20 protein-coding genes are annotated in these 19238 nt (G+C 47.4%); all 20 read left to right on the plus strand.

Translation table 11 applies throughout. From position 1 onward, the window contains the following. Positions 1 to 22: 22 nt before the first annotated feature. A complete protein-coding gene (locus tag OLM33_06090; protein ID MCW1713241.1) occupies positions 23 to 232 on the plus strand; it encodes a hypothetical protein in 210 nt (69 codons plus the stop codon). Further along, on the plus strand, positions 229 to 1689 hold the full coding sequence (locus OLM33_06095) for a phage portal protein (protein MCW1713242.1): 1461 nt from the start codon (positions 229 to 231) through the stop codon (positions 1687 to 1689). The genes OLM33_06090 and OLM33_06095 overlap by 4 nt, the downstream gene beginning before the upstream one ends. Then, on the plus strand, positions 1661 to 3736 hold the full coding sequence (locus tag OLM33_06100; GenBank protein ID MCW1713243.1) for an HK97 family phage prohead protease: 2076 nt from the start codon (positions 1661 to 1663) through the stop codon (positions 3734 to 3736). Before OLM33_06095 ends, OLM33_06100 begins: the two co-directional genes overlap by 29 nt. Before the next feature lie 15 nt (positions 3737 to 3751). Then, positions 3752 to 4258 carry a DUF2190 family protein gene (locus tag OLM33_06105; GenBank protein MCW1713244.1) on the plus strand — a complete coding sequence of 169 codons (507 nt, stop codon included), beginning with the start codon at positions 3752 to 3754 and terminating at the stop codon, positions 4256 to 4258. Between the two features lie 21 nt (positions 4259 to 4279). Further along, positions 4280 to 4906, plus strand: coding sequence for a hypothetical protein (locus tag OLM33_06110; protein MCW1713245.1), 627 nt, complete (start codon positions 4280 to 4282; stop codon positions 4904 to 4906). Continuing rightward, positions 4899 to 5306: an HK97 gp10 family phage protein gene (locus tag OLM33_06115; protein MCW1713246.1), complete on the plus strand. Its 408-nt coding sequence runs from the start codon at positions 4899 to 4901 to the stop codon at positions 5304 to 5306. The genes OLM33_06110 and OLM33_06115 overlap by 8 nt, the downstream gene beginning before the upstream one ends. After that, a complete protein-coding gene (locus OLM33_06120; GenBank protein MCW1713247.1) occupies positions 5303 to 5668 on the plus strand; it encodes a hypothetical protein in 366 nt (121 codons plus the stop codon). The genes OLM33_06115 and OLM33_06120 overlap by 4 nt, the downstream gene beginning before the upstream one ends. Before the next feature lie 17 nt (positions 5669 to 5685). Further along, complete coding sequence (locus tag OLM33_06125) at positions 5686 to 6435, plus strand: phage tail protein (GenBank protein ID MCW1713248.1); 750 nt, start codon at positions 5686 to 5688, stop codon at positions 6433 to 6435. Positions 6436 to 6437: 2 nt separating this feature from the next. Then, a complete protein-coding gene (locus tag OLM33_06130) occupies positions 6438 to 6791 on the plus strand; it encodes a hypothetical protein (protein ID MCW1713249.1) in 354 nt (117 codons plus the stop codon). Positions 6792 to 7170: 379 nt separating this feature from the next. Next, positions 7171 to 9774, plus strand: a complete 2604-nt coding sequence (locus OLM33_06135) for a phage tail tape measure protein (protein MCW1713250.1) — start codon at positions 7171 to 7173, stop codon at positions 9772 to 9774. Continuing rightward, on the plus strand, positions 9771 to 10175 hold the full coding sequence (locus tag OLM33_06140) for a hypothetical protein (GenBank protein ID MCW1713251.1): 405 nt from the start codon (positions 9771 to 9773) through the stop codon (positions 10173 to 10175). Before OLM33_06135 ends, OLM33_06140 begins: the two co-directional genes overlap by 4 nt. Before the next feature lie 2 nt (positions 10176 to 10177). Further along, positions 10178 to 13126 (plus strand): hypothetical protein, encoded by a 2949-nt coding sequence (locus OLM33_06145; GenBank protein MCW1713252.1) that lies wholly within the window; start codon positions 10178 to 10180, stop codon positions 13124 to 13126. Then, positions 13087 to 13503 (plus strand): hypothetical protein, encoded by a 417-nt coding sequence (locus OLM33_06150; protein MCW1713253.1) that lies wholly within the window; start codon positions 13087 to 13089, stop codon positions 13501 to 13503. Before OLM33_06145 ends, OLM33_06150 begins: the two co-directional genes overlap by 40 nt. Beyond that, positions 13494 to 15623 (plus strand): hypothetical protein, encoded by a 2130-nt coding sequence (locus OLM33_06155; GenBank protein ID MCW1713254.1) that lies wholly within the window; start codon positions 13494 to 13496, stop codon positions 15621 to 15623. The genes OLM33_06150 and OLM33_06155 overlap by 10 nt, the downstream gene beginning before the upstream one ends. A gap of 15 nt (positions 15624 to 15638) precedes the next feature. Then, entirely contained in the window at positions 15639 to 16175 is a 537-nt protein-coding gene (locus tag OLM33_06160; protein ID MCW1713255.1) for a hypothetical protein, read from the plus strand. Then, positions 16175 to 17233 (plus strand): hypothetical protein, encoded by a 1059-nt coding sequence (locus OLM33_06165; protein MCW1713256.1) that lies wholly within the window; start codon positions 16175 to 16177, stop codon positions 17231 to 17233. The genes OLM33_06160 and OLM33_06165 overlap by 1 nt, the downstream gene beginning before the upstream one ends. Positions 17234 to 17244: 11 nt before the next feature. Beyond that, positions 17245 to 17466, plus strand: coding sequence for a hypothetical protein (locus OLM33_06170; GenBank protein MCW1713257.1), 222 nt, complete (start codon positions 17245 to 17247; stop codon positions 17464 to 17466). A 101-nt stretch (positions 17467 to 17567) separates the two neighbouring features. Beyond that, entirely contained in the window at positions 17568 to 18161 is a 594-nt protein-coding gene (locus OLM33_06175; GenBank protein ID MCW1713258.1) for an N-acetylmuramoyl-L-alanine amidase, read from the plus strand. Positions 18162 to 18172: 11 nt separating this feature from the next. Further along, positions 18173 to 18610, plus strand: coding sequence for a hypothetical protein (locus OLM33_06180; protein MCW1713259.1), 438 nt, complete (start codon positions 18173 to 18175; stop codon positions 18608 to 18610). Positions 18611 to 18623: 13 nt separating this feature from the next. Beyond that, positions 18624 to 18944, plus strand: coding sequence for a hypothetical protein (locus tag OLM33_06185; GenBank protein ID MCW1713260.1), 321 nt, complete (start codon positions 18624 to 18626; stop codon positions 18942 to 18944). Positions 18945 to 19238 lie beyond the last annotated feature (294 nt).

The following is a 19238-nucleotide window of genomic DNA, read 5'->3' on the forward strand; positions in this document are numbered from 1 at the left end:
TTGTTTGAAGGGAGGAATAAGCATGACAGAAGAAGAAATCAGGGCTGAGCTTGCGGAAGTCAACGCCGCGATCCGCGCGATAAGAAACGGAGCCCAGGAATATTCAATGATGAATCGTTCTGTTAGGAAGGCAGATTATTCTATCTTGCTTAAGGAAAGAAAAGATCTTGAACATCAACTGGCCTCTGTCACAGGAGCAAGCCTTTCTTTCGGAGGATGGGTCGGCAGATGAATTATCTGGATAAAATCATCAACTATGTAAGTCCGAAATCAGCGTATGAACGTATGGTTTACAGAAAAGAGCTGGAGAGAAATTACACAGCTGCCAGGACAGACAGATATGGAAAGTGGCATCCTAGAAACCAGCCGGCAGAACTCACTGATGCACCTTATAGGAACCTGATCAAAGCAAGGGCAAGGGACCTTGAACGCAACAACGGAATAGTCCAGGGAGCGGTAGGAATAATCCTGCGCAACGTCGTAGGTCTTGGAATTAAGCCGCAGGCGGTCTGTGTGAGCAATAACGGGACAGAATTATGGAAAATCAATGACAGGATCGAAGAACTGTGGGCTGAATGGATCAACAAGGAAAACTGCGATGCTTCACGCAATCTTAATTTTTATCAGATGCAGGAAATGTTTCTGAGACGAAAGATCGTGGACGGGGACAGCCTCGTGATCATGGGATACAGTCCCAATAAAAATTCAGATTTTCCCCTGCTTCTCCAGCTGATTGAAAGCGACCTGCTGGCAGAAGATCTGATACAGCATGAAGGACGGTATGTTTATGGCGGGGTTGAGGTTGATGATTACATGGCGGCCGTAGCTTACCATTTGCGGTTTGACCCCAGAAATATCGGCCAGGTCACCAGAACAGAAGCGTCACGTGTTATTCATGGTTTTTTGAAGCTGAGGGCTCCACAGACAAGAGGAGTTTCTGCACTGGCGGGGATCATGGAAAATGTACGCGATTGCGGCGAGTTTATTGAATCTGAACTTAAAGCCGCCAGGATGGCAAGCGCTCTTACAGGAGTCGTTTCCTCAGAGCATCCCGGAAATACAATTGGGCGTCAGATGACAAGCCCGACCGGACAGAAGATAACCGAAATCGAAATAGGAACTATGTTAAGCCTGGCTCCCGGTGAGAAGGCTGAATTTGTAACTCCCGGACGGCCAAATGGCGCTGCTGCTCCTTTTGTATCCGCCATACTGAGATTTGTCGGCATGGGACTCGGGTTGTCATACGAGGCCTTGTCCAGGGATCTAAGCCAGGTAAATTATTCGTCCGCCCGCGAAGGAAGGCTGCAGGATATCAAGACCTATGAAATGATGCAGCAGGATCTGATCGATAACTTTTGCCAGCCGATATACAGGCAATGGCTGGACTCAATGGTGCTGAACGGCAAGATCAATATTCCAGGATACTGGACCAATAAAAAGAAGTATCAAAAATGCAAATGGGTCAAACCCGGATGGAAGTGGGTTGACCCTCTTAAAGAAGCCAAGGGGATAGAAACTCAGCTGGCATTAAACATGGTTACGCTGCAGGATGCCTGCGGCCAAATGGGATATGACTGGCAGGAGATAGTTGAACAGAGAGCCAGAGAAGAGGCCTATATACAAGAAGTCAGAGCGCTTAACAAAATCCAGACAGACGGAGGTGAGAACAATTCCGCACAACAGAGCTGAAACTGAACGACTAAGGGCTGAACAGGACCAAAGGTACGGCCCGGGTTACATTCACACAAGGGAAGCAAGGGTAACAATAGCTCCGCGGGACAACAGGTCCGTGGAGCTTTCGTTTTCATCGGAGGAGCCTGTACGCCGTTATGACTGGTGGGAGGACCAGTACTACAACGAAATTCTTTCGCATACAGACTCCGTGGATCTGACAAGGATTCTGGAGATAGGGGTTTTACTTTGGAACCACGATCCGGATCATCCGATAGGCAGAATTGAAAATGCCTGGATAGATGAAACGGACAAGAAGGGCAAGGCAATTGCAGTATTCGACTCGGATGAAGAAGCCGAGAAGCTGTATCAGAAGGTCTTATCAGGGACGCTTAGAGGGATATCTGTCGGATACAGGGTGTCCCGTTGGGAAAAAATCAAAGAAGGAGTGACGGTAGGTGATATAGACGGTCCTGCAATGGTGGCGCGGGAATGGATGCCATATGAAATTTCATTAGTAAGCGTTCCTGCTGATATGACGGTAGGAATCGGACGCAACATAAATATTGAGAAGAGGAGTGATGAAGGTATGAGTTTGCTTGAAAGAATGCAGGAACTTGCCGGCAGGATCCGCAAGGAAAAAGGGACTCTGGCACAGTATATGAAAGAAGCGAAGGAGATCCTTCGTGAGGCCGTCGGCGCTGACGACTACGACCAGGTCGTTGATGCAATGGAAAGGGGACTTTCGGAATTATCTTCCCTCCCCCAGGCAACAGAACCCAGGGAACCGCATGAACCAGATGACGCGGCAAGGGCAGCAGCGGTCACAGAACGCAGAAGGGTCAGTGAAATAACATCACTGTGCAGGGACTTTAACGTTGATCCTCAAAGCTATATAGACAACGGAGCGGAACTGGACGCAGTGAGAGCCCAGATCCTAGAAAGGGTCCGTGCGGCCAATGCTCCTGTCAACACCAGCAGAGCTCAGGTCACAGAGGACGAAAGGGACAAATTCCGCAGCGCAGTGGTTGATGGTCTGAGGATGAGGACAGGCATTCGCCTGGAACGATCTGCTCCGGGTGCGGAGAGCTTCAGAGGGATATCTCTTATGGATCTTGCCAGGGAATCTCTTATAAGAAGCGGAGAACGCATAGGCTATGCAGAATCCAGGATGGATGTAGCCCGCAGAGCTTTTGCCACAGACGACTTCCCTTATATCCTCGGAGGACTCGCCAGGGCGACTCTGGCGGATTCTTACAGGACTGCCCCATCAACATGGGAAGCATGGTGCGGTGTCGGCAGCCTGAGCGATTTCAAGGAACAGACGATCGTAAGGCTGAGTGAAACAACAGATCTTGAATTGGTCCCCGAAGGCGGAGAGTATAAGTTCGGACATTTTGCCGAGAACAAGGATTCGATCCGTCTCTATACCTATGGCAAAAAGTTTGCACTGACGCGTCAGGCTATCATAAACGATGATCTCCGAGCCTTTACCAGACTGCCGCAGAAGTTTGGGTCAGCGGCAAAGAGGACCATCAATAAGGCCGTCTATGCGATCCTTGTTAATAACACGGTAACAATGGCCGAGGATAACAAAGTGCTGTTCCATACCGACCACGGCAATATCGGGACCGCCGGAGCAATAAGCACAACCACGCTTTCAGAGGCAAGGAAGCTGATGCGGAAGCAGCAGGATCCGCAGAAACTGGATACCTTGAACATATATCCGAGTTTCATCCTCGTCCCGCCTGAACTTGAAACCCTGGCAGAACAGGTGCTTCTCAGCTCCGCGGATATCGCCGGTGCAAACGCTGGAGTTGTTAATCCCTTCCGTGAGAAATTCAGCATCGTATGCGATGCGCAGTTGACGGATGCAAGCGATTGGTTCCTTGCTGCAAGCCCGAGCCTGGTTGACACAATAGAGGTCGCGTTCCTCGACGGCGCTAATGCCCCTGTAATAGAACAGCAGCCGGGCTGGGACGTTGACGGGATGGAATGGAAGGTTCGCCTTGATTTCGGTGTCAAGTGCTGGGATTACCGCGGACTCTTCAAGAACGCCGGATAAGAGGGAGGTAATGTTATGAGTAGACAGGCAATGCCGGTACAGGCCGGAAGAGTAATTAACTATTTAAATCCTTCTGACGCAGCCGCTGATATCACAGTCGGAGATGTTGTAGGACTGGTCAGCATGTGCGGGATCGCGGAGACAAACATTCCTAAGGGGGCAACGGGGGCCGTTGTCCTTGAGGGAGTGTGGGAAGTCAAAGCGGTTACCAATGCCTCATTTGCTGTGGGAGATGTGGTCTTCTGGAATGCCGATAACGGTTATGTTACGAAGACCTCAACAAACAACGTATTCTTCGGGATCGTTGTTGAAGCAAAAGGCACAACCGCGGCCAAGGCTAAGGTCATGCTGGGCAGAAGTGCGATCATCAGCGTCACCGAAGAGATAACCGAGGTGACCAATCAGGTAGTCGATCTCACACAGATCCTGGAACACACCCATGACGATACTACCGGTGCGGTGACCCTTGATGTGGCCGCAACAGAGTGGGAAGTTGTGCCGGTGCCGACCGGAGGGGAATAATATCAATGGGAGGACAGTGTTATGGCTCTTAAGGACATGATCAGCAGCGACATAAATACTGTCTTCCTTAACAATTCAGAACTGGCGGGAATAATTAATTTCGGAGGACTATTGATTTCCGCGGTTAAGGAGGAAGTTTTTTCCCAGGAAGCGATGACCGGCAAGGGTACGTATGAACGTACCCTTGTTGTTTTAGTACGTGAAGAAGATATACCCAATCTGCCAATAACAGGCAGTACTTTAATGGTTGATGACCAGCGCTGGACAATCAGGTCTATCATCCCCGACTTCGGTATGCTTACAATTTCAATGAAGCAGCCAGGGGTGAATGATCATTCCCTGACAGAATCTATCAAGGTGTATCGCAAAACCTCAGCACGAACTTCCGGAGGCGGCAGAGAAGAAAGTGAAGTGTTTATTTCTGACCTTTGGGCCATTGTAACGGCGATCAGCAGCAATGATAGGTTTGTTGGAATGAAGGATACAGAACTCAGGACACATGAAATCCGCCTTGCTTTGACGGATGACGGGCCTCTGCAGTATGGCGATGTTGCTTGGTGGCGAGGCATAAAACTCGCAGTAAGAGGTCTTATTCCGGATCACGAAACCGGGCTTCTTATTGCAGAATGCGTGTATCAAAATGCCTAAGGTCATTGTCTGTAAGGGAGAGAAGGAAGCACTTGAGGAACTGAGAAGAGCTGCGGAAGGCGGAAAGTTCAGAGAGGCTGCACAAAAAGCAGTAGATGATTGCCTTGATATTGTGGCCGAAGAGGCAAGGCGCATTGTCCCTGTGGATACAGGCAGACTTAAACGGTCCATAAAAACCAAGCGAAGAAAGAATGTTACATGGGGCGAGGTTTTTTGCGATTATCCGAAACCTCAGAACCCTAAAAAAACGAAACATGGGCAAAAAGAGTATTACGCTTTTGCAGTTGAATACGGTTCAAGAACACGTATCCCAGATCCTTTTCTTCGTCCGGCAGTCGAAAAGACAGAGGATGTTGTTGAAGAGAGAATGGGAAAAGTGCTGAAAGAGGTGATGCCTTGAGCTCTCTGGACATTATCATTGAAATTGACAATGCCCTGAAAGATATTCCGGGCATTACGGAGATTTACGATCTGAAAGCGCATAAAGATGCTGTCTGTCCATATATAGTCGTCGACCAGATAAGACGGCATGAAGGGCGACTTATGGACGACACAGAAAGAAAAAGTTTTATTGACATTCATCTATGGACAGATCCAAGTTTTGTTGGGAAAAAGAAATGCTGCGAGTTTGAGGCACTGATAGAGGCAAAAATGAAGACGCTTTCAAGGGATTATTTCCTGGACGAAAGCGTCTTTATTATTGATGAAGAATCTTCTATGCCCCACCTCGTTATGACATTTCGTACCTATGACAATATTTAGAAAGGTGGTTGTAAGGAATGGCGAAAATAGCAGCAAGAGGCAGCCGGGTATATATTGAAATTGCAGGTGTGCCGACGCTCCTGCCGGCGCTTAAGGACTGGGCTCTCAATACAACGCGCGGAACGATCGATGTTTCCTCGATAGAATCTGACTGGAAGGAGTTTTTGGTTGGACAGGCTGTTGCCGATGGAAGTTGCAACGTCTTTTACGATCCGGATGATCCCGTTGCAGAGGTGCTTGAAGATGGCATCTGGGAAGGGACGCCAATCAAGTTTTACTACTACCCTCAGGGAGTCGGCAGCGGAAAGAAAGTATATTCTTTTACAGCGATGATCACGGGATGGAATTTCTCTGGTGCAACAGAAGATGCCGTAGGATCCGCTGTTACATTCCAGGGAACCGGCCCTGTATCAAGAACTGTTCAAGGCAAGTTTGCATCTCTTACCACTTCGATGGCGGGAGATAACAACGATATAACTCTTGTTGCGAAAGCAGCAGGGACTGCCGGCAATGACATCAAAATCAAACTGGTGGATCCTGCCTCAGCAAGCGCCTCGATGTCGATCAGCGTCACCAACAAGGTCATTACAGTTAATCTGGGGACAGATGCGACATCAGACATCGTAACCACAGCAGCAGGGCTGGTTATTGCCCTGAACGCGCACGCTGATGCCTCTGCGCTTGTTACCGCATCTCTCAAGACGGGAGAAACAGGGGACGGCATTGTTACGGCACTGACAGAGACTGCTTTGACCGGAGGTGAATAAGTTTGTTTATACGCCTGGCAGGAGAAGAGTATGAAGTAAGGTATCCCTTCTGGGCCTGTAAAAGGCTGGAAGAGTCCATGCCCGGACGAACGATATCATCCTTTATCAGAGACAACGGCCTCAGGGCGGCAACAGGCGACATATCATACAGCGACATTGTTTCGCTTCTTTGGGCCGGCATACTCCATAACCAGAAAAAGCAGATTCCCGGCAAAGATAAGATAGCAATGCTGCTTGATGAACCTGACACTACCCCGATCTATGAATTTCTCCCTGAAATGTTTGACGAGCTTTGCCGATCCGTACAAAGCAAAGTCAGAGTCCCGGAAGAGGAAAACGAAGAAGAAAAAAACTAACACCGGAGGACACGGAGCTGGGGTTTCAGCAGTATCTGCTGTTTGCTCTGGGTCCTCTGGAACTAAGTCATGAGGATCTTTGGCACGTCACGATCGGTGAGCTTAATGACCTGATCATCGCACGCAGATATAAAGATTATCTTGAAATGCAAAAACAAGCCCAGTTTGCACAGTGGCTGATGAGCTGCTGGGTTAAGAAAGCCCCGTCTGTACAGGACATGGTCGGAGTTTGGGATGAGAAACTCATGAGGCCATTGGGGAACCGAGAAGCTTATGAGATAGCTAAGGAAAGAATCAGAAGCAAAAAAAGAAACAGGATCAAATAGGCGCTGCCTCTATCAGGGGGCAGCGTTCGGCTTTATTTGAAGGAGGTGCGGACATGGCGGCAAAGCGCAAGCTGCAGTATGTTTTCGGTGCGGATATTTCTGAAGCTGAGAAAAATTTCAAAAAGATGGGGAATGTCATCGAGCGTACCGGAAAGAGGATGCAGAATTTATCCGGTACCATTACCAAGCTGTCTGCCCCTCTCATTGCGATCAGCGGTATAGCTACAAAAATTGCTCTGGACTATGACAACGCAGTTGACACTATTGCGGCAGGAACAGGCGCCACAGGGCAGAACTTAAAAAAACTTGAGCAGTCATTCAGATCTGTTGCTAAATCTGTTCCTCAGAGCATGGCCGAAACATCTAAGGTCATTGCCGATTTTAATACAAGGACCGGCGCAACCGGAAAAACTCTTGAGGCTCTGTCTGTGCAGGCGCTCGATGCGAGCAGGCTGCTTGGTGAAGATGTTAGTTCTGTAGTAGCAGAATCGACAAAAGCAATGAACGACTGGGGCGTTTCCCTGGACAACAGTTCGGGCTTCCTCGATAAGATTTTCCTTGCTTCACAGCAAACAGGCGTGGCAATGGGAACTCTTTCTTCTCAAATGTATAAATATGGCTCAGCGTTAAGGCAGATGGGTTTTGATGTTGACAGCACAATTGCCACACTTGCCGCATTTGAAAGGGCCGGCGTCAACACAGAACTTGTAATGGGATCGCTCAGGATAGCACTGGGGAAACTTGCGAAAGCCGGTGCGACCGATCTTCCCGGAGCATTAAAGGCAAGTATTGAAGCGATAAAAAGCGCAAAGACGGGCGGAGAAGCAGCCGCTATTGCTATTGAAACTTTCGGCAGCAGGGCGGGCGCAGATATGGCAGCCGCGATCCGTGAGGGGCGTTTCGAAGTAGACGAACTTGTAAAAGCCCTCATGTCAGCAGAAGGACAAATCGCACGAACAGCACAGGAGACCGACGGCTTTGAAGAAAAAATGGGACGCTTGAAGAATCAGGTCTCGCTAACGCTGGAACCTCTTGGAACTGCCATTTTGAAAGTTGCAGAAAAACATATGCCAAAACTGAGCAAAGCCCTGGATAACATGAACCTTGAGGTAGACCAGAGCAAAGTGGAAATAGGGCTCTTGACCGCTGGTTTTGTTGCAGGAACCTTCGCTATCGGGTCATACATTGCGATCGTGGGAAGTGCAGTCAAGGCATTAGCAGGACTTAATGCTGTCCTTGCCGTGTCTCCTGTCGGAGCAGCTCTGCTTGTCGGTGGAGCTGCGATCGGGACCGGATACATGTTCGGCAAAAACTTAAATAAATATGTCAACAGGAATAAGCCAACCTATACTCCATACGCCCCGGGGCAGGAAAACACCGGAATGGGAGATCTGCAGGAAAGAATAAAAAAAGCTGCAGCGGGTGAAGACTTAAAAGCCTTTAATCTTGATTCTTTTCTTTCGTCATTGCCGAAGACAAAAAAAGTTGAGCCCATGAGCGGATCCGGATCAAGCACGAAAAAAGGGAAATCTTCCACAGCCGATGCCGCTAAGAAGGCAAGAGAAGCTGAGGAAGCTCTTGCTAAAGCGGCCAGGAAAGCCGGTGAAGAGGTCGCTTTTGCAATAGAGCGAATGGAAGTCCAGAAACAGCTTTCTCTTGAAATAACAGATGCTGTAGCCCAGGGAGAAGCAAAATTCTACGAAGATATGGGATGGGAAAATTCCATGGGTCTGTTGGGCGATGAAGAATATTTGTCGCTTCTTAAAGACAGATTTATTGAGCTAAGGGGCGAGCTTGAAAAGATCGGCATTGACATGTCCAACATTGCCAACTGGAGCGAGCCAATGAAAGAGGCATTCGCCGAAATTCAAAACAAAGGCGGCGACATTGCCGCAAAATCCATTGATTCATTCAAGGCTCAGATGGAGGCAGGAACAATTACCGGAGCTGAGTATGAATCAATGCTTATCAATATAATGGACAAATTTGCCGAATATCCAGCGATAGTAAAAATGGCGCGTGACGAACTAGAAGCGTTCAGGCTTGGACAGGCATCGGCACTTGCAACCACCGCCAGCCAGGTTAAAGCTGCCTGGGATGACATGCGTCAGTCGATAGCCCTTGTTCCTGATGCTATCGGGGATGCTTTTGTCTCGGCGATCCGTGGATCTGAATCTCTCAGTGACGCACTAAACAAAGTGCTAGTGGACATTGGTGCTGTTATAGCAAAGGCATTTGTCATGAAAATGCTCTTCGGCTCTTCTGGTACAGGTGGAATTCTAGGCCCTATTCTTGGCGGTCTGGGTATCTTCGGCAACGGCGGAGTTTTTGATCAGACCGGGGTAACTGCGTTTGCTTCCGGAGGGATCGTCAACGGCCCTACCCTTTTCCCTCATGCCGGCGGAATTGGATTAATGGGTGAGGCCGGACCGGAAGGAGTCTTCAAACTTAAACGCAACGGCAAGGGAGAGCTTGGAGTTATTGCAAGCGGTGAATCTTCATCCCCGGTAATCATTAATGTCCTGGATAAAGGGGACCTGGAACAGGTCACATATGAGGCTATGACCAAATATCCGGGATCTCAAATCGTGACAAACCATGTATTGAGACAGAGGATCGAGCGCGGCAGCTTAGCATTTGGAGGTGTGGCACGATGACAGTTCCGGCAATTACGAAATACAACGCTGCCGAATTGGCAACGATAAGCATCCCCTCATATTCGGTTCTTGAAGTAAGCCAGGAGGACATAGCGGTGGAATTTACATCTCCATCGCGATTGTCCCAATGGCTTTTCGTTGACGCATTTCTGGGTATCTCATGGTCATTAACCATCCATGCTATGACCGGCACAGAATTAGCAACGCTGAAATCGTTCTGGGAGAATCACAAAGGCCGGGTCATTCCGTTTAAATGGGTCAACCCGACAGACGGATCAACTTATTATGTCCGTTTCAGTTCCTCCTCGCTGCTCTTCCAGCGTGTATCCAAAACATACTGGAGCTGCTCGATTCTTATCAGCGAAGCGCATCCATTAGAGATAGAGGTTTCGGGGGTGTAATAATGAACAAGAGTGATTTTATTTCTGATGCCGTTGCTTTGGATCTTGGCAAGTCGGGGGTTAAGGTTGCAGAGACTTTAGAAATTGAAGTTGGCAACGAATGGTGGAATTTAATAAACTCTGCCGATGTACCAAATAATAAAACAGTGTTTGATCTTAGGAAAGATTTTAAGGTTGTAGTTGGGGACACTATGGATGTAACGGAGTTGAGTAATAAAACCAGCACAGGCGGGGGCAGTGGGTCACAGTATTCTGCGTCCAATACATATTCTGGAAATATTTATATGGGGGGGGACAATATTGCCTATACCTTTACGGCGTTTCAGCAATATAATGCTTTTTACTTGCTGATCTTTGATAAAGATTCAGAAATATGTAACAGCCTTATGAGTAGTGGGTGGTCAGGCTATTGGGGCTTAAAGGGGGCATTTTGGGATTCGGTTAATTCTAGAATAGTAACGATATTTGCAAAGAACAGTTCTCCCAGATTCGGGGTTTTATATGCGGAAGTAAGCAGTTCTTCGCTGTCTAGTGCAACAGCAACCTTGAATCCTATAAGTTCTGGATTCTCTCAGATCAAAACCTTTCAAGAGGTCCCTGATAGTGTGTATAGCTTGTTTTGTACAAGTAATAATATTTACGTTAAAAAAACAGAAATGTCAAGAGATCAAGCTCCATTGATAACGGCAACAAGTGTTGTATCTTCAAGCGGTTCGGTGCGGATTGCTTCTGCAATCTACAGGTCTGCCTCAGAAGTACATTTGTTTTTTTCTCGTAAATATAATTCTGCTGGTGTTATGTGGATAGACCAGACAGACAATAACCTTTACTACGCTCTTGAATCTGACGGATGGCAAACCATGCGTTTTTTGTTGAATATAAACAGTGGATTCTCCTTAAAGACCGTAGGGAATTTTGTTATACCAGAGGCACTTGAACACGGCGGTGAATATTTGATTGCGGGAACGGAAAAAAAAATAACTGGCACGATAACGAAACCGTCAGGCTACGCTTATCCAGAAAATCTTATAATCACAGGAGTTTGTTCATGTTCAGATAATAGTTTTAAGATTTTTGGTACTGTCGGGTCTTTGTGGTATATCTACACCGTATCTTACAGTACAATGACGATAACTGGTGTTACCAGTGCATATTCTGGTCCTTTCGCCTTATCAGGGTATTATTTACCTGAAATGGTAGGCTATTCTGATGACAGGGAACTTTATGTTTTGCAAAGTTATCGAAGTGTAAGGACGCGTAACGATAGTCGAGCCGCTATACTTCTTTGTTACAGCAAAATTTCACAGGAAGTTCTTTGGATTTGGGGGCATGACGAAAGCGCAGATTGGACAGACTCAACGATATTCCCTGCTACATATAAAAGAAATTCAAATTGGGCGCAACAATATTTTTTTGCGTATAAAGATACGTTGTTCACTTGGCAGATTTATTCAGCGGCGAGTACGAATGCATTTTCCGAGCATTATATGGTTAGTATTCAAGACGTGATGAATTGTAATGCAAAGGAAGATTTTAAAGCATTGCTGTTGTCTAAAACTAAACAATACACGTCAACTCTTTCGCACATTTCTTGGTATGCAAGCAGACCGCCGCAACCTTCACATATTTCAGTCAGGGCGGTTGGCGAAACATCTGAAACTATTTGTTTTTTGTTGGAATCCTATGATACTAGTTCGCATAATTGGATCATGGCGTACCACTTCAGAAAGGATACAGGGGCATATTCACACAAGGTAAATTTACATACCTCCGCCAGTCCTGCAATTTTTTGCTGTCCATCTGTCTGTCTTAAATCGGAGAGAAGATACGATTATAACCTTGATTTCTATACAGACAACAATCAAGATAATTTTGTAAAGACATTCGCATGTACAACAGGAACTATAGTTGCTAGATATAGCGGAGTTGAGGAAGATGTATTCATAAAAACAATATCGTCTGCAGTGGTGGACTTTTCACCTTGTTCAGTATTGGTAACTTCTGAATATGGAGTTGCATCTCTTGTGACCTACAGCGGCTCCGATTTGACCATTTATTATTTCAACGCATCAACAACTATTGGAAGCACAATGTCAATAAAAATTGCCCTGCCCTTCAGCTTCCACAAGATACTTGTAGATGATTTTGCGAATCAGATGGTTTGTCTCAGCGCGCTTGCAGACGGCGATATTTCGTTTGTGCAGATGAGTGCGGACACCCTGCATGAGGAAAAATACTATGCCCTTAAATCAAGCGACCTGACGGAAATTTATGACCTTGATTGGGGACACGTTTTACTTGGGGGGATGTCAAGTTCAGACATTAACGGCAGTAAGTGGGCTATCAGGGATTACTCTGGCAAAATGATAATCGGCAAGACTAACGCAATGATTAACGAGGGTTGGAGTGATGAACCCTCTGGCGGCGGGGAATCCCTTGTAAATTTAAGTTTGCAATACAAGGATGTTAATTATATTCCATACCCATTTGCCAGAGAGGGCATTAGGGTCGAACTATCAAATATAAGCAAGATGACCAAAATTACGTTGCCAGAAACCCAGACAGACCTGATCCGCACAATGCTTGCAAGCGGAACGGACTTCCGCGGGTCAAGGTGCGTTTTGCGAAGGATATTTCCAGACCATGTGAATGAAAGAGGCTCTGACATCGTTCTGCTTGACGGCTATATCCAAGATTGGAATTATTCGCCAGACCAGAAGGGGATACTTTTCACCGTCAGTAAGACTTTAATTGATGTAGGGGCATCGTTCCCAAAACGGCTGATGAATATGGGATGCTCCCACGTTTTTAAAGGTAAAAGATGCGGATACTTAGGTGCGTCCGGAATATGTACTAAGACAAGGACAGATTGCATCAGTAAAACAAATGTTCTTAAGTTCGGAGGCTTCCCATGGGTCGCGGCGAGACAGCGCAGGATCATGTGGCGATGAAATTCATTTGCCCATATTCGGAAGATGAGATTGTTGCTCGTGCAAGGTCTTGGGTCGGAAAACCAGTTGCAAGAGCAGAATGGAGGCAGGGTGTGACGTGTATTCACCTTGCCTCTTTTTCGTATGGATGGGATGACATCATTCCTAAAAACTGGTTTGCTTGGAGCATGGATGACCTAGCAAAACTTTCGGGGTGGACGATAGTTGGACGTGAACCAAAGCGCGGGGATTTTGGGATATTTGAGATACGCGGGAAAGAACATCTGGGGATATTCACAAGCGATGATACTTTTGTCCATGCTGGGAGCATCGCTTTTGTCGAGGCAAAAGCAGATAGGTTTATGCGGTATTTTAAGGGGGTGTTGACTTGGCAATAGCGGGGATGTTCTCAGGCTTGCTCGGATGGCTGTTTGTCGGAGCGGCGATATATTCTTGGCTGACATATAAAGATTACAGTTCTTCCAGTTCTCCGCAATCAGCATTTTCAGACCCCGGAGTTGGCGGAGGACCTTGGGCGCACCCGACCAGTTCTCAGACCCCCATTCCGTTGGTGTTCGGCACGGCACGTTCAACGATGCCTGTAATTCATTACCGGCTAGAAGGAGACCAATATCAGGACATGTGGCTTGTTTGCGCCGTGGGCGAAGATTGGAGTTCTCTTGACCCCGATTATGCGACCTCTGTCGGAACGGTCTGGCTGAACGATACGACCCTGTCTCGGTTTTCTCGATATACGGCAAATCCAGACCTTTATGATAGAGATCACGACTGGTGCAGATTTTATCCCATCGGCAGGGGTTGCAATCTTTATTGGAAATCTGAAGGAAAGCACGTTTTTCAGAAAGAGGCGAAACTTGATGTTCCTGCTGAAAGTTACAGCCTGCAAGCTACACACGATGCAGGAACAACTCCAATTAAATGCACCGTGCGACTTATCCACCAGTTCAAAGAGGGAGGTTCGACACAAGCGTTTAAGGTTACGGTTTTCTACAGCACGGAAGTTTCGGGAAGTCCAGAAATCGTGCTTTTCAATGGCTCTGTTTTTAAGACCGCAACCCAGACCGTAGAGGCGGGGAAAGATTCTGAAACAATAAATGTCGCAGGAACTCAGGAGAGCGTTTATGAGGTTAATCTGCCCTATAAAGGAACATTCAAGGTTAAGGTTGAACTGATTTCCGCATCCAACGAGGGTCAGCTTTACCTCGATTCGGTCGAACTAGAAGACACGGCGGTGCAGAGTGAAACCGTGGAATCTTATGGGACATCGCTTCTCATTATCCACGTCCGTGATGTTGACGGAACGCTTGTAAAACCTACTGTTACAGGCATGGTCACAGGCGGACCATCCAACCCTGCCGAGGCTTTGCTCTGGTTGCTAAAGAATAAAGAGGTCAGCTTGGGGATCGGCACAGACTATATTGATGAGGTTAGTTTTACCGAAGCGGGAGCAAAATGCGATGAATATAATTACGCGTTTAACCGCGCTTACTGCGCCGTGTCGAATTTTGAAACTGTGATCCACGATATGTGCAAGTCTGGGAGGTTGCTCCTTGGGGAATACGGCGGGAAACTGGCTTGCGTATTTGACGATGAAATTCCCGCTCTGAATACCCGTGTCGTGGACATGATGACGATGGCTGACAACGCCAATTATGGCGACACTTCGATGAGTAACATTCCGAACCGTTTTGTGATCAAGTACGTTGACAGCGCCGTTGAGTCTACTGCACAGGATATTGTGTTGGAGGATGTTGTCCTTCAGCAAAAGGCGGGGGTTGTAAACGAAAAGACAATCGACCTCTACGGGATAACGACACAAGCAAAAGCATGGGAACTCGGTTGGTATCATGCGTTGTGGGCGCAAGCCTCAAAATGGCTTGAATTTGACATGAAGCCGATCCTTTGGGACTTGTCGCCGAGTTCTGTCATCACGACCGTAAGCACGGAAGACCCGTACTTGAATAATCGGGAATGGATGCTTGTCGGGTTTGACGAAACTGAGCCGAACAGGTACAGGGCAAAGGCAATTGAGTATAAGCGGTTGGCGTTCCATCCTGAAGGATACGTGGAAGAACTGCCGAATGTCTACATCGAGGACTATGTGCCGACTGGAACGCCAAATAGCCCGAACGTACCGTCTGGTACAGTGGCGATTTCAATCGCTTCGATTCAACCGCTTCCAAGCATGGAGTCACGTGTTACGCTCCAACTTGCGGGAGTGCCGACAAATGCTGATTTTGTGAAAGTTTACCGCAGTTTTGACGGCAGTTCTTACTCACTTTTGACTGAACTGACTGCTACAGGCGGGACTCAATATTGCATCTACAATGAAAGCCAATCATGGACTTTCGTCTGGTATAAGGCAACGATCCGTTCGTCAAAGGGCGAGACCTCGCTGATCGGTGCTCCCTCGGCACAGGCGTACATCACAGGAGCGGAAGATAGATTTCCGGGATACGGCTTAGGCGCATACGGCAGACAACCTTACGGTTACTAAGGGGGGACAGATGACATGAGCATTTATATATGCGGTGCTTGTAATTGCGGAAAGGCTGAAATCGCCAAACGGTTAAGAGAGGATTATCCGAACCTTGAAGTTATCCTCGATCCGTCTGAAACGGTATTCAATTCCATTTTTGGGGTTGGGCTTGACAGGGTGTTTCGGGGCAGAAAATGGGAATCAAAACCTGACGAGGCGATACAGGGCATTAAGGAATACCTTGATGTGTTTGACAGGGAGGACATCATCTGCAACGAAAGCCCACTCCTGTTTTTATCACACATCCTGTATTTCGGGGTGTTGAGCGTATTCCGTGATGAGGTCAGGGCAGAAATAATTACACGTTGTTTTTCCCAGTTACGGAACGGACACCATTTTATTATCAGAAGATGGGCAGAGAACGGCAACTTTGGACAGGCAAGCATTCAGATTCAGCGGGACATCGGAGCAGGTAGAAAGAACATTTATGTCATTCCGTCCGCTGACAATTATGAAAACACAGTGGCACAGGGATACGAATTTATTAAGGCAAAACTGGAGGTGGAATAATGGCACTTTCAACGACGACAAATTATAGTTTACGAAAGCACGATGCAGGCGACCTTAATTGGGACACAGATATGAACTGGAACATGACAGAAATCGACAAAAAGCTGAAACTTCTGTTTGCCAACTTTTTAACCTGTTCAACAGCAGCGGGAACAGCAGCAAAGGTAGTATCTTTTGCAAATTTTGTGCTTGAAGCAGGGTGCTTGATAGCGGTCAAGTTTACCAACGGCAATTCTGCAAGTGCGCCGACCTTGAATGTGAACAGTACAGGAGCGAAGGCGATACAGTATAACGGAGCAGCGATCCCGACTAATGCCATTGTTGCAAACGGAGTATATCTGCTCGCTTATGACGGCACAAACTGGGCTTTGCTGAATCCTGGTGCCGTTTCCGATGCGATAACCGAAGACGAGACAGGGCTCGCCCCTTCTCAGCGTGCGGTATTTGATGCGCTGGCACTGAAGATAGATTCATCAGATGTTGCAGTAACGGCGGCGGCGAATAAGATTCCGAAGGCTGATGCGTTAGGCAAGATTGACCCTGATTATCTGCCTGATGCTCGGATTACATTCGCCACAACAAGCACCAACGATGCGACCAGTCCAACGGCGGCTCCGCTGAAAACGGCTGGTGGGCTTGCGGTAGCAAAGAGTGCTTGGTTCGGCGGCCCTCTGCAAATGGTTGGGCTAGGTACAACTGCCAGCCGATGGATTGGGGGGATCCCAGCCTCAACCACGGCTGCCGTTACAATACTGTCTCGGACTACGACTAATGCGGCACGTCCAGCGATATTGACAATTTATACATCAAAAGGCCTAGGGAGTAGTGCCTGCGGAGTAGCGAAATATATTATTTACCCCAGCCTCACGTCTGTTATAGCCGCTCAATGGGGAGCAAGCGGGTCGGCTGGTGGGTATGAGTCTGTCGTGTTGTCGGTTGATGGGAATAATTTACAAGCCACAAAAGCGGATTCTGCGGTAGGGTGTTGCTTAGAATTAGAAACCCTTAATAACGCGAAGCCGTGGGTCTCGCCCAGCGCAGAATATTTCTCAGTTTAGGAGGAATAAAAATGACCGTATCTGAAAACCTCGCAATACTCGAATCTCTTCATCAGGACATGGCACAGGCAATCATTGCCATGCGTGACATGGTGAAATATGGCAATGATTTTACCGAGACGGTGCAGACGCAGAAGTACGCCGAAATCATGCGCATGGTTGGCGATGCACAACTCAAAAGCGACACACTGGAAGACTTTCGTCAGTACGGAACGTTGGAGCCGGGACAGTAGTAATATTGCCTAAAACTCACAGTAAAGCAGCCGTTTACGAGGCTGCTTTTTTTATTCCCTGGAATAAACAAGTGAATTTTTATGAAAGAAGTTGATGCAAAATGAAGATCCTTATCGATCCCGGACATGGTATTCCACATGCCGGGGCAAAAGGGCGCATATTAGGAATTGAAGAACGAATTACCACCCTCCGTGTAGGCCATGTATTAAAGAGCTGGCTGGAAGCTCATGGACATACGGCATACCTTACCAGGACAACCGACCAGTGCATTATCAAATCTGATCGGTCATCAGACTTAAGAGCAAGGGGAGTTATGGCAGGCCGTTTGCAGGTTCACTTGATGCTGTCGATCCATTGCAATTCAGTCGCTGATTCGAGGGCAAACGGCTGTGAGTGTTTTACTCTGCCTGGGCAGGATGCTTCTGACCTGTTGGCAGATGAACTTCTGAGGAGCTATCGAACTTCATTTTCCCAGATAAGACTGCGGGCGGATCTCCGTGACGGAGACCTGGACAAAGAGGCGGATCTTCTAGTCTTAAAAGCAGCTCCTCCAAGGTTGCCCAAAGTATTGTTTGAACTTGCCTTCTTAAGTAACCAACAGGAAGAAGCGTGGCTTGGTGACCCGGCTAATTATCCTGGCATTGCAGCAGCTTTGGGCAGAGGGATCGAAAACTGGGGTGGAATCACACGGTAAGGGGGTAAATGATGAGCCAGAGTGAATGGAACAGCGCATGGGAGTCATTACAGAAGATATTGATCATTTACGTGCCATATATGATCGCTTCATTAATTATCTCTGTATGCGGTTATATCGAAAGGCACTGGAAGAAGGAGCCGTTTTCATTGGCTAAGTTGATTACAGGATTAGTGAGTGATCTGGTATATGGCATGACCCTGGTATTGGGTGCGCTCTGGCTCAGCAGAAATAACCATATTTGCGCCATGTTTGTGCTGTTCGTAGGTCTGGCAAGAGGCAGGAAATGGGCCGATGACTTGATAGACAAGATCCTGTGGCAGCGGTATGGACAGGGCGGATATTACAGCGGATACGGCAATTACGGTCCACAGAATCAAAACTATGGAGATGATCTAAACGATGGAAATAAAAATAACGAAAGTCACGAGCTGGATTCGAGAGAATAAATGGATACTGCTGATGCTGATCGCAGCATTGCTGGCAGGTATCGCATTATTCTTCATCACATATAGACCGATAAGCCCTCAACATGCAGCCCAGTTTCCTCAAGCTGCAATATCTGCAGACATCTCCGCAGCGCGAATAGAGGATCTTATTCAAGATATAAACCGTGCACGATCTCAGGAAGAGGAGGTGGTTTTGAGTGCTAAAAAGAAAGCTGTTAAAGCTATTGCTGATCTTAATAATGATGCTGTTGCCGCTGCATGGAATGCCCGCATCGGCGAATACAGGGAGTCCAGGCAAAATCAAAATGGCAGCGCCGGGAACGATAGTAACTGAAAGTGCTTATATAGTGCCTCTTAAGGACGGCCGAGACACACTGGAGCTTATAGACACCCAATCCGCTGAAGTTAAGGCCTTACAGAGCATCGTGGCGTCAAAAGATATTCAAATCGACAAGCTGATATCAGCTTTTGAGGATCTTAACAGAAATCGGCTTCAGGAACGTAAGCGTAAAATATCCCGGACCTGGATAACGTCCAGAGATCCGGGATATTATTTTTTTGCACTAAAGACAAACAGTTGGACTGAGCCTCGAAAGTTTACTGTGCAGAGTTAATATCGTTTTGTTTC

It is taken from the genome of Synergistaceae bacterium DZ-S4, from assembly GCA_025943965.1.
GTDB classification, from domain to species: domain Bacteria; phylum Synergistota; class Synergistia; order Synergistales; family Synergistaceae; genus Caenicola; species Caenicola nitritireducens.

Excerpts from the sequence above, each read along its gene's own strand:
- OLM33_06090 (MCW1713241.1), top strand. The coding sequence starts at position 23 with ATGACAGAAGAAGAAATCAGGGCTGAGCTTGCGGAAGTCAACGCCGCG.
- OLM33_06095 (MCW1713242.1), top strand. The coding sequence starts at position 229 with ATGAATTATCTGGATAAAATCATCAACTATGTAAGTCCGAAATCAGCG.
- OLM33_06105 (MCW1713244.1), top strand. The coding sequence starts at position 3,752 with ATGAGTAGACAGGCAATGCCGGTACAGGCCGGAAGAGTAATTAACTAT.
- OLM33_06110 (MCW1713245.1), top strand. The coding sequence starts at position 4,280 with ATGGCTCTTAAGGACATGATCAGCAGCGACATAAATACTGTCTTCCTT.
- OLM33_06115 (MCW1713246.1), top strand. The coding sequence starts at position 4,899 with ATGCCTAAGGTCATTGTCTGTAAGGGAGAGAAGGAAGCACTTGAGGAA.
- OLM33_06125 (MCW1713248.1), top strand. The coding sequence starts at position 5,686 with ATGGCGAAAATAGCAGCAAGAGGCAGCCGGGTATATATTGAAATTGCA.
- OLM33_06135 (MCW1713250.1), top strand. The coding sequence starts at position 7,171 with ATGGCGGCAAAGCGCAAGCTGCAGTATGTTTTCGGTGCGGATATTTCT.
- OLM33_06140 (MCW1713251.1), top strand. The coding sequence starts at position 9,771 with ATGACAGTTCCGGCAATTACGAAATACAACGCTGCCGAATTGGCAACG.
- OLM33_06145 (MCW1713252.1), top strand. The coding sequence starts at position 10,178 with ATGAACAAGAGTGATTTTATTTCTGATGCCGTTGCTTTGGATCTTGGC.
- OLM33_06150 (MCW1713253.1), top strand. The coding sequence starts at position 13,087 with ATGGGTCGCGGCGAGACAGCGCAGGATCATGTGGCGATGAAATTCATT.
- OLM33_06160 (MCW1713255.1), top strand. The coding sequence starts at position 15,639 with ATGAGCATTTATATATGCGGTGCTTGTAATTGCGGAAAGGCTGAAATC.
- OLM33_06165 (MCW1713256.1), top strand. The coding sequence starts at position 16,175 with ATGGCACTTTCAACGACGACAAATTATAGTTTACGAAAGCACGATGCA.
- OLM33_06170 (MCW1713257.1), top strand. The coding sequence starts at position 17,245 with ATGACCGTATCTGAAAACCTCGCAATACTCGAATCTCTTCATCAGGAC.
- OLM33_06175 (MCW1713258.1), top strand. The coding sequence starts at position 17,568 with ATGAAGATCCTTATCGATCCCGGACATGGTATTCCACATGCCGGGGCA.
- OLM33_06180 (MCW1713259.1), top strand. The coding sequence starts at position 18,173 with ATGAGCCAGAGTGAATGGAACAGCGCATGGGAGTCATTACAGAAGATA.
- OLM33_06185 (MCW1713260.1), top strand. The coding sequence starts at position 18,624 with ATGCTGATCGCAGCATTGCTGGCAGGTATCGCATTATTCTTCATCACA.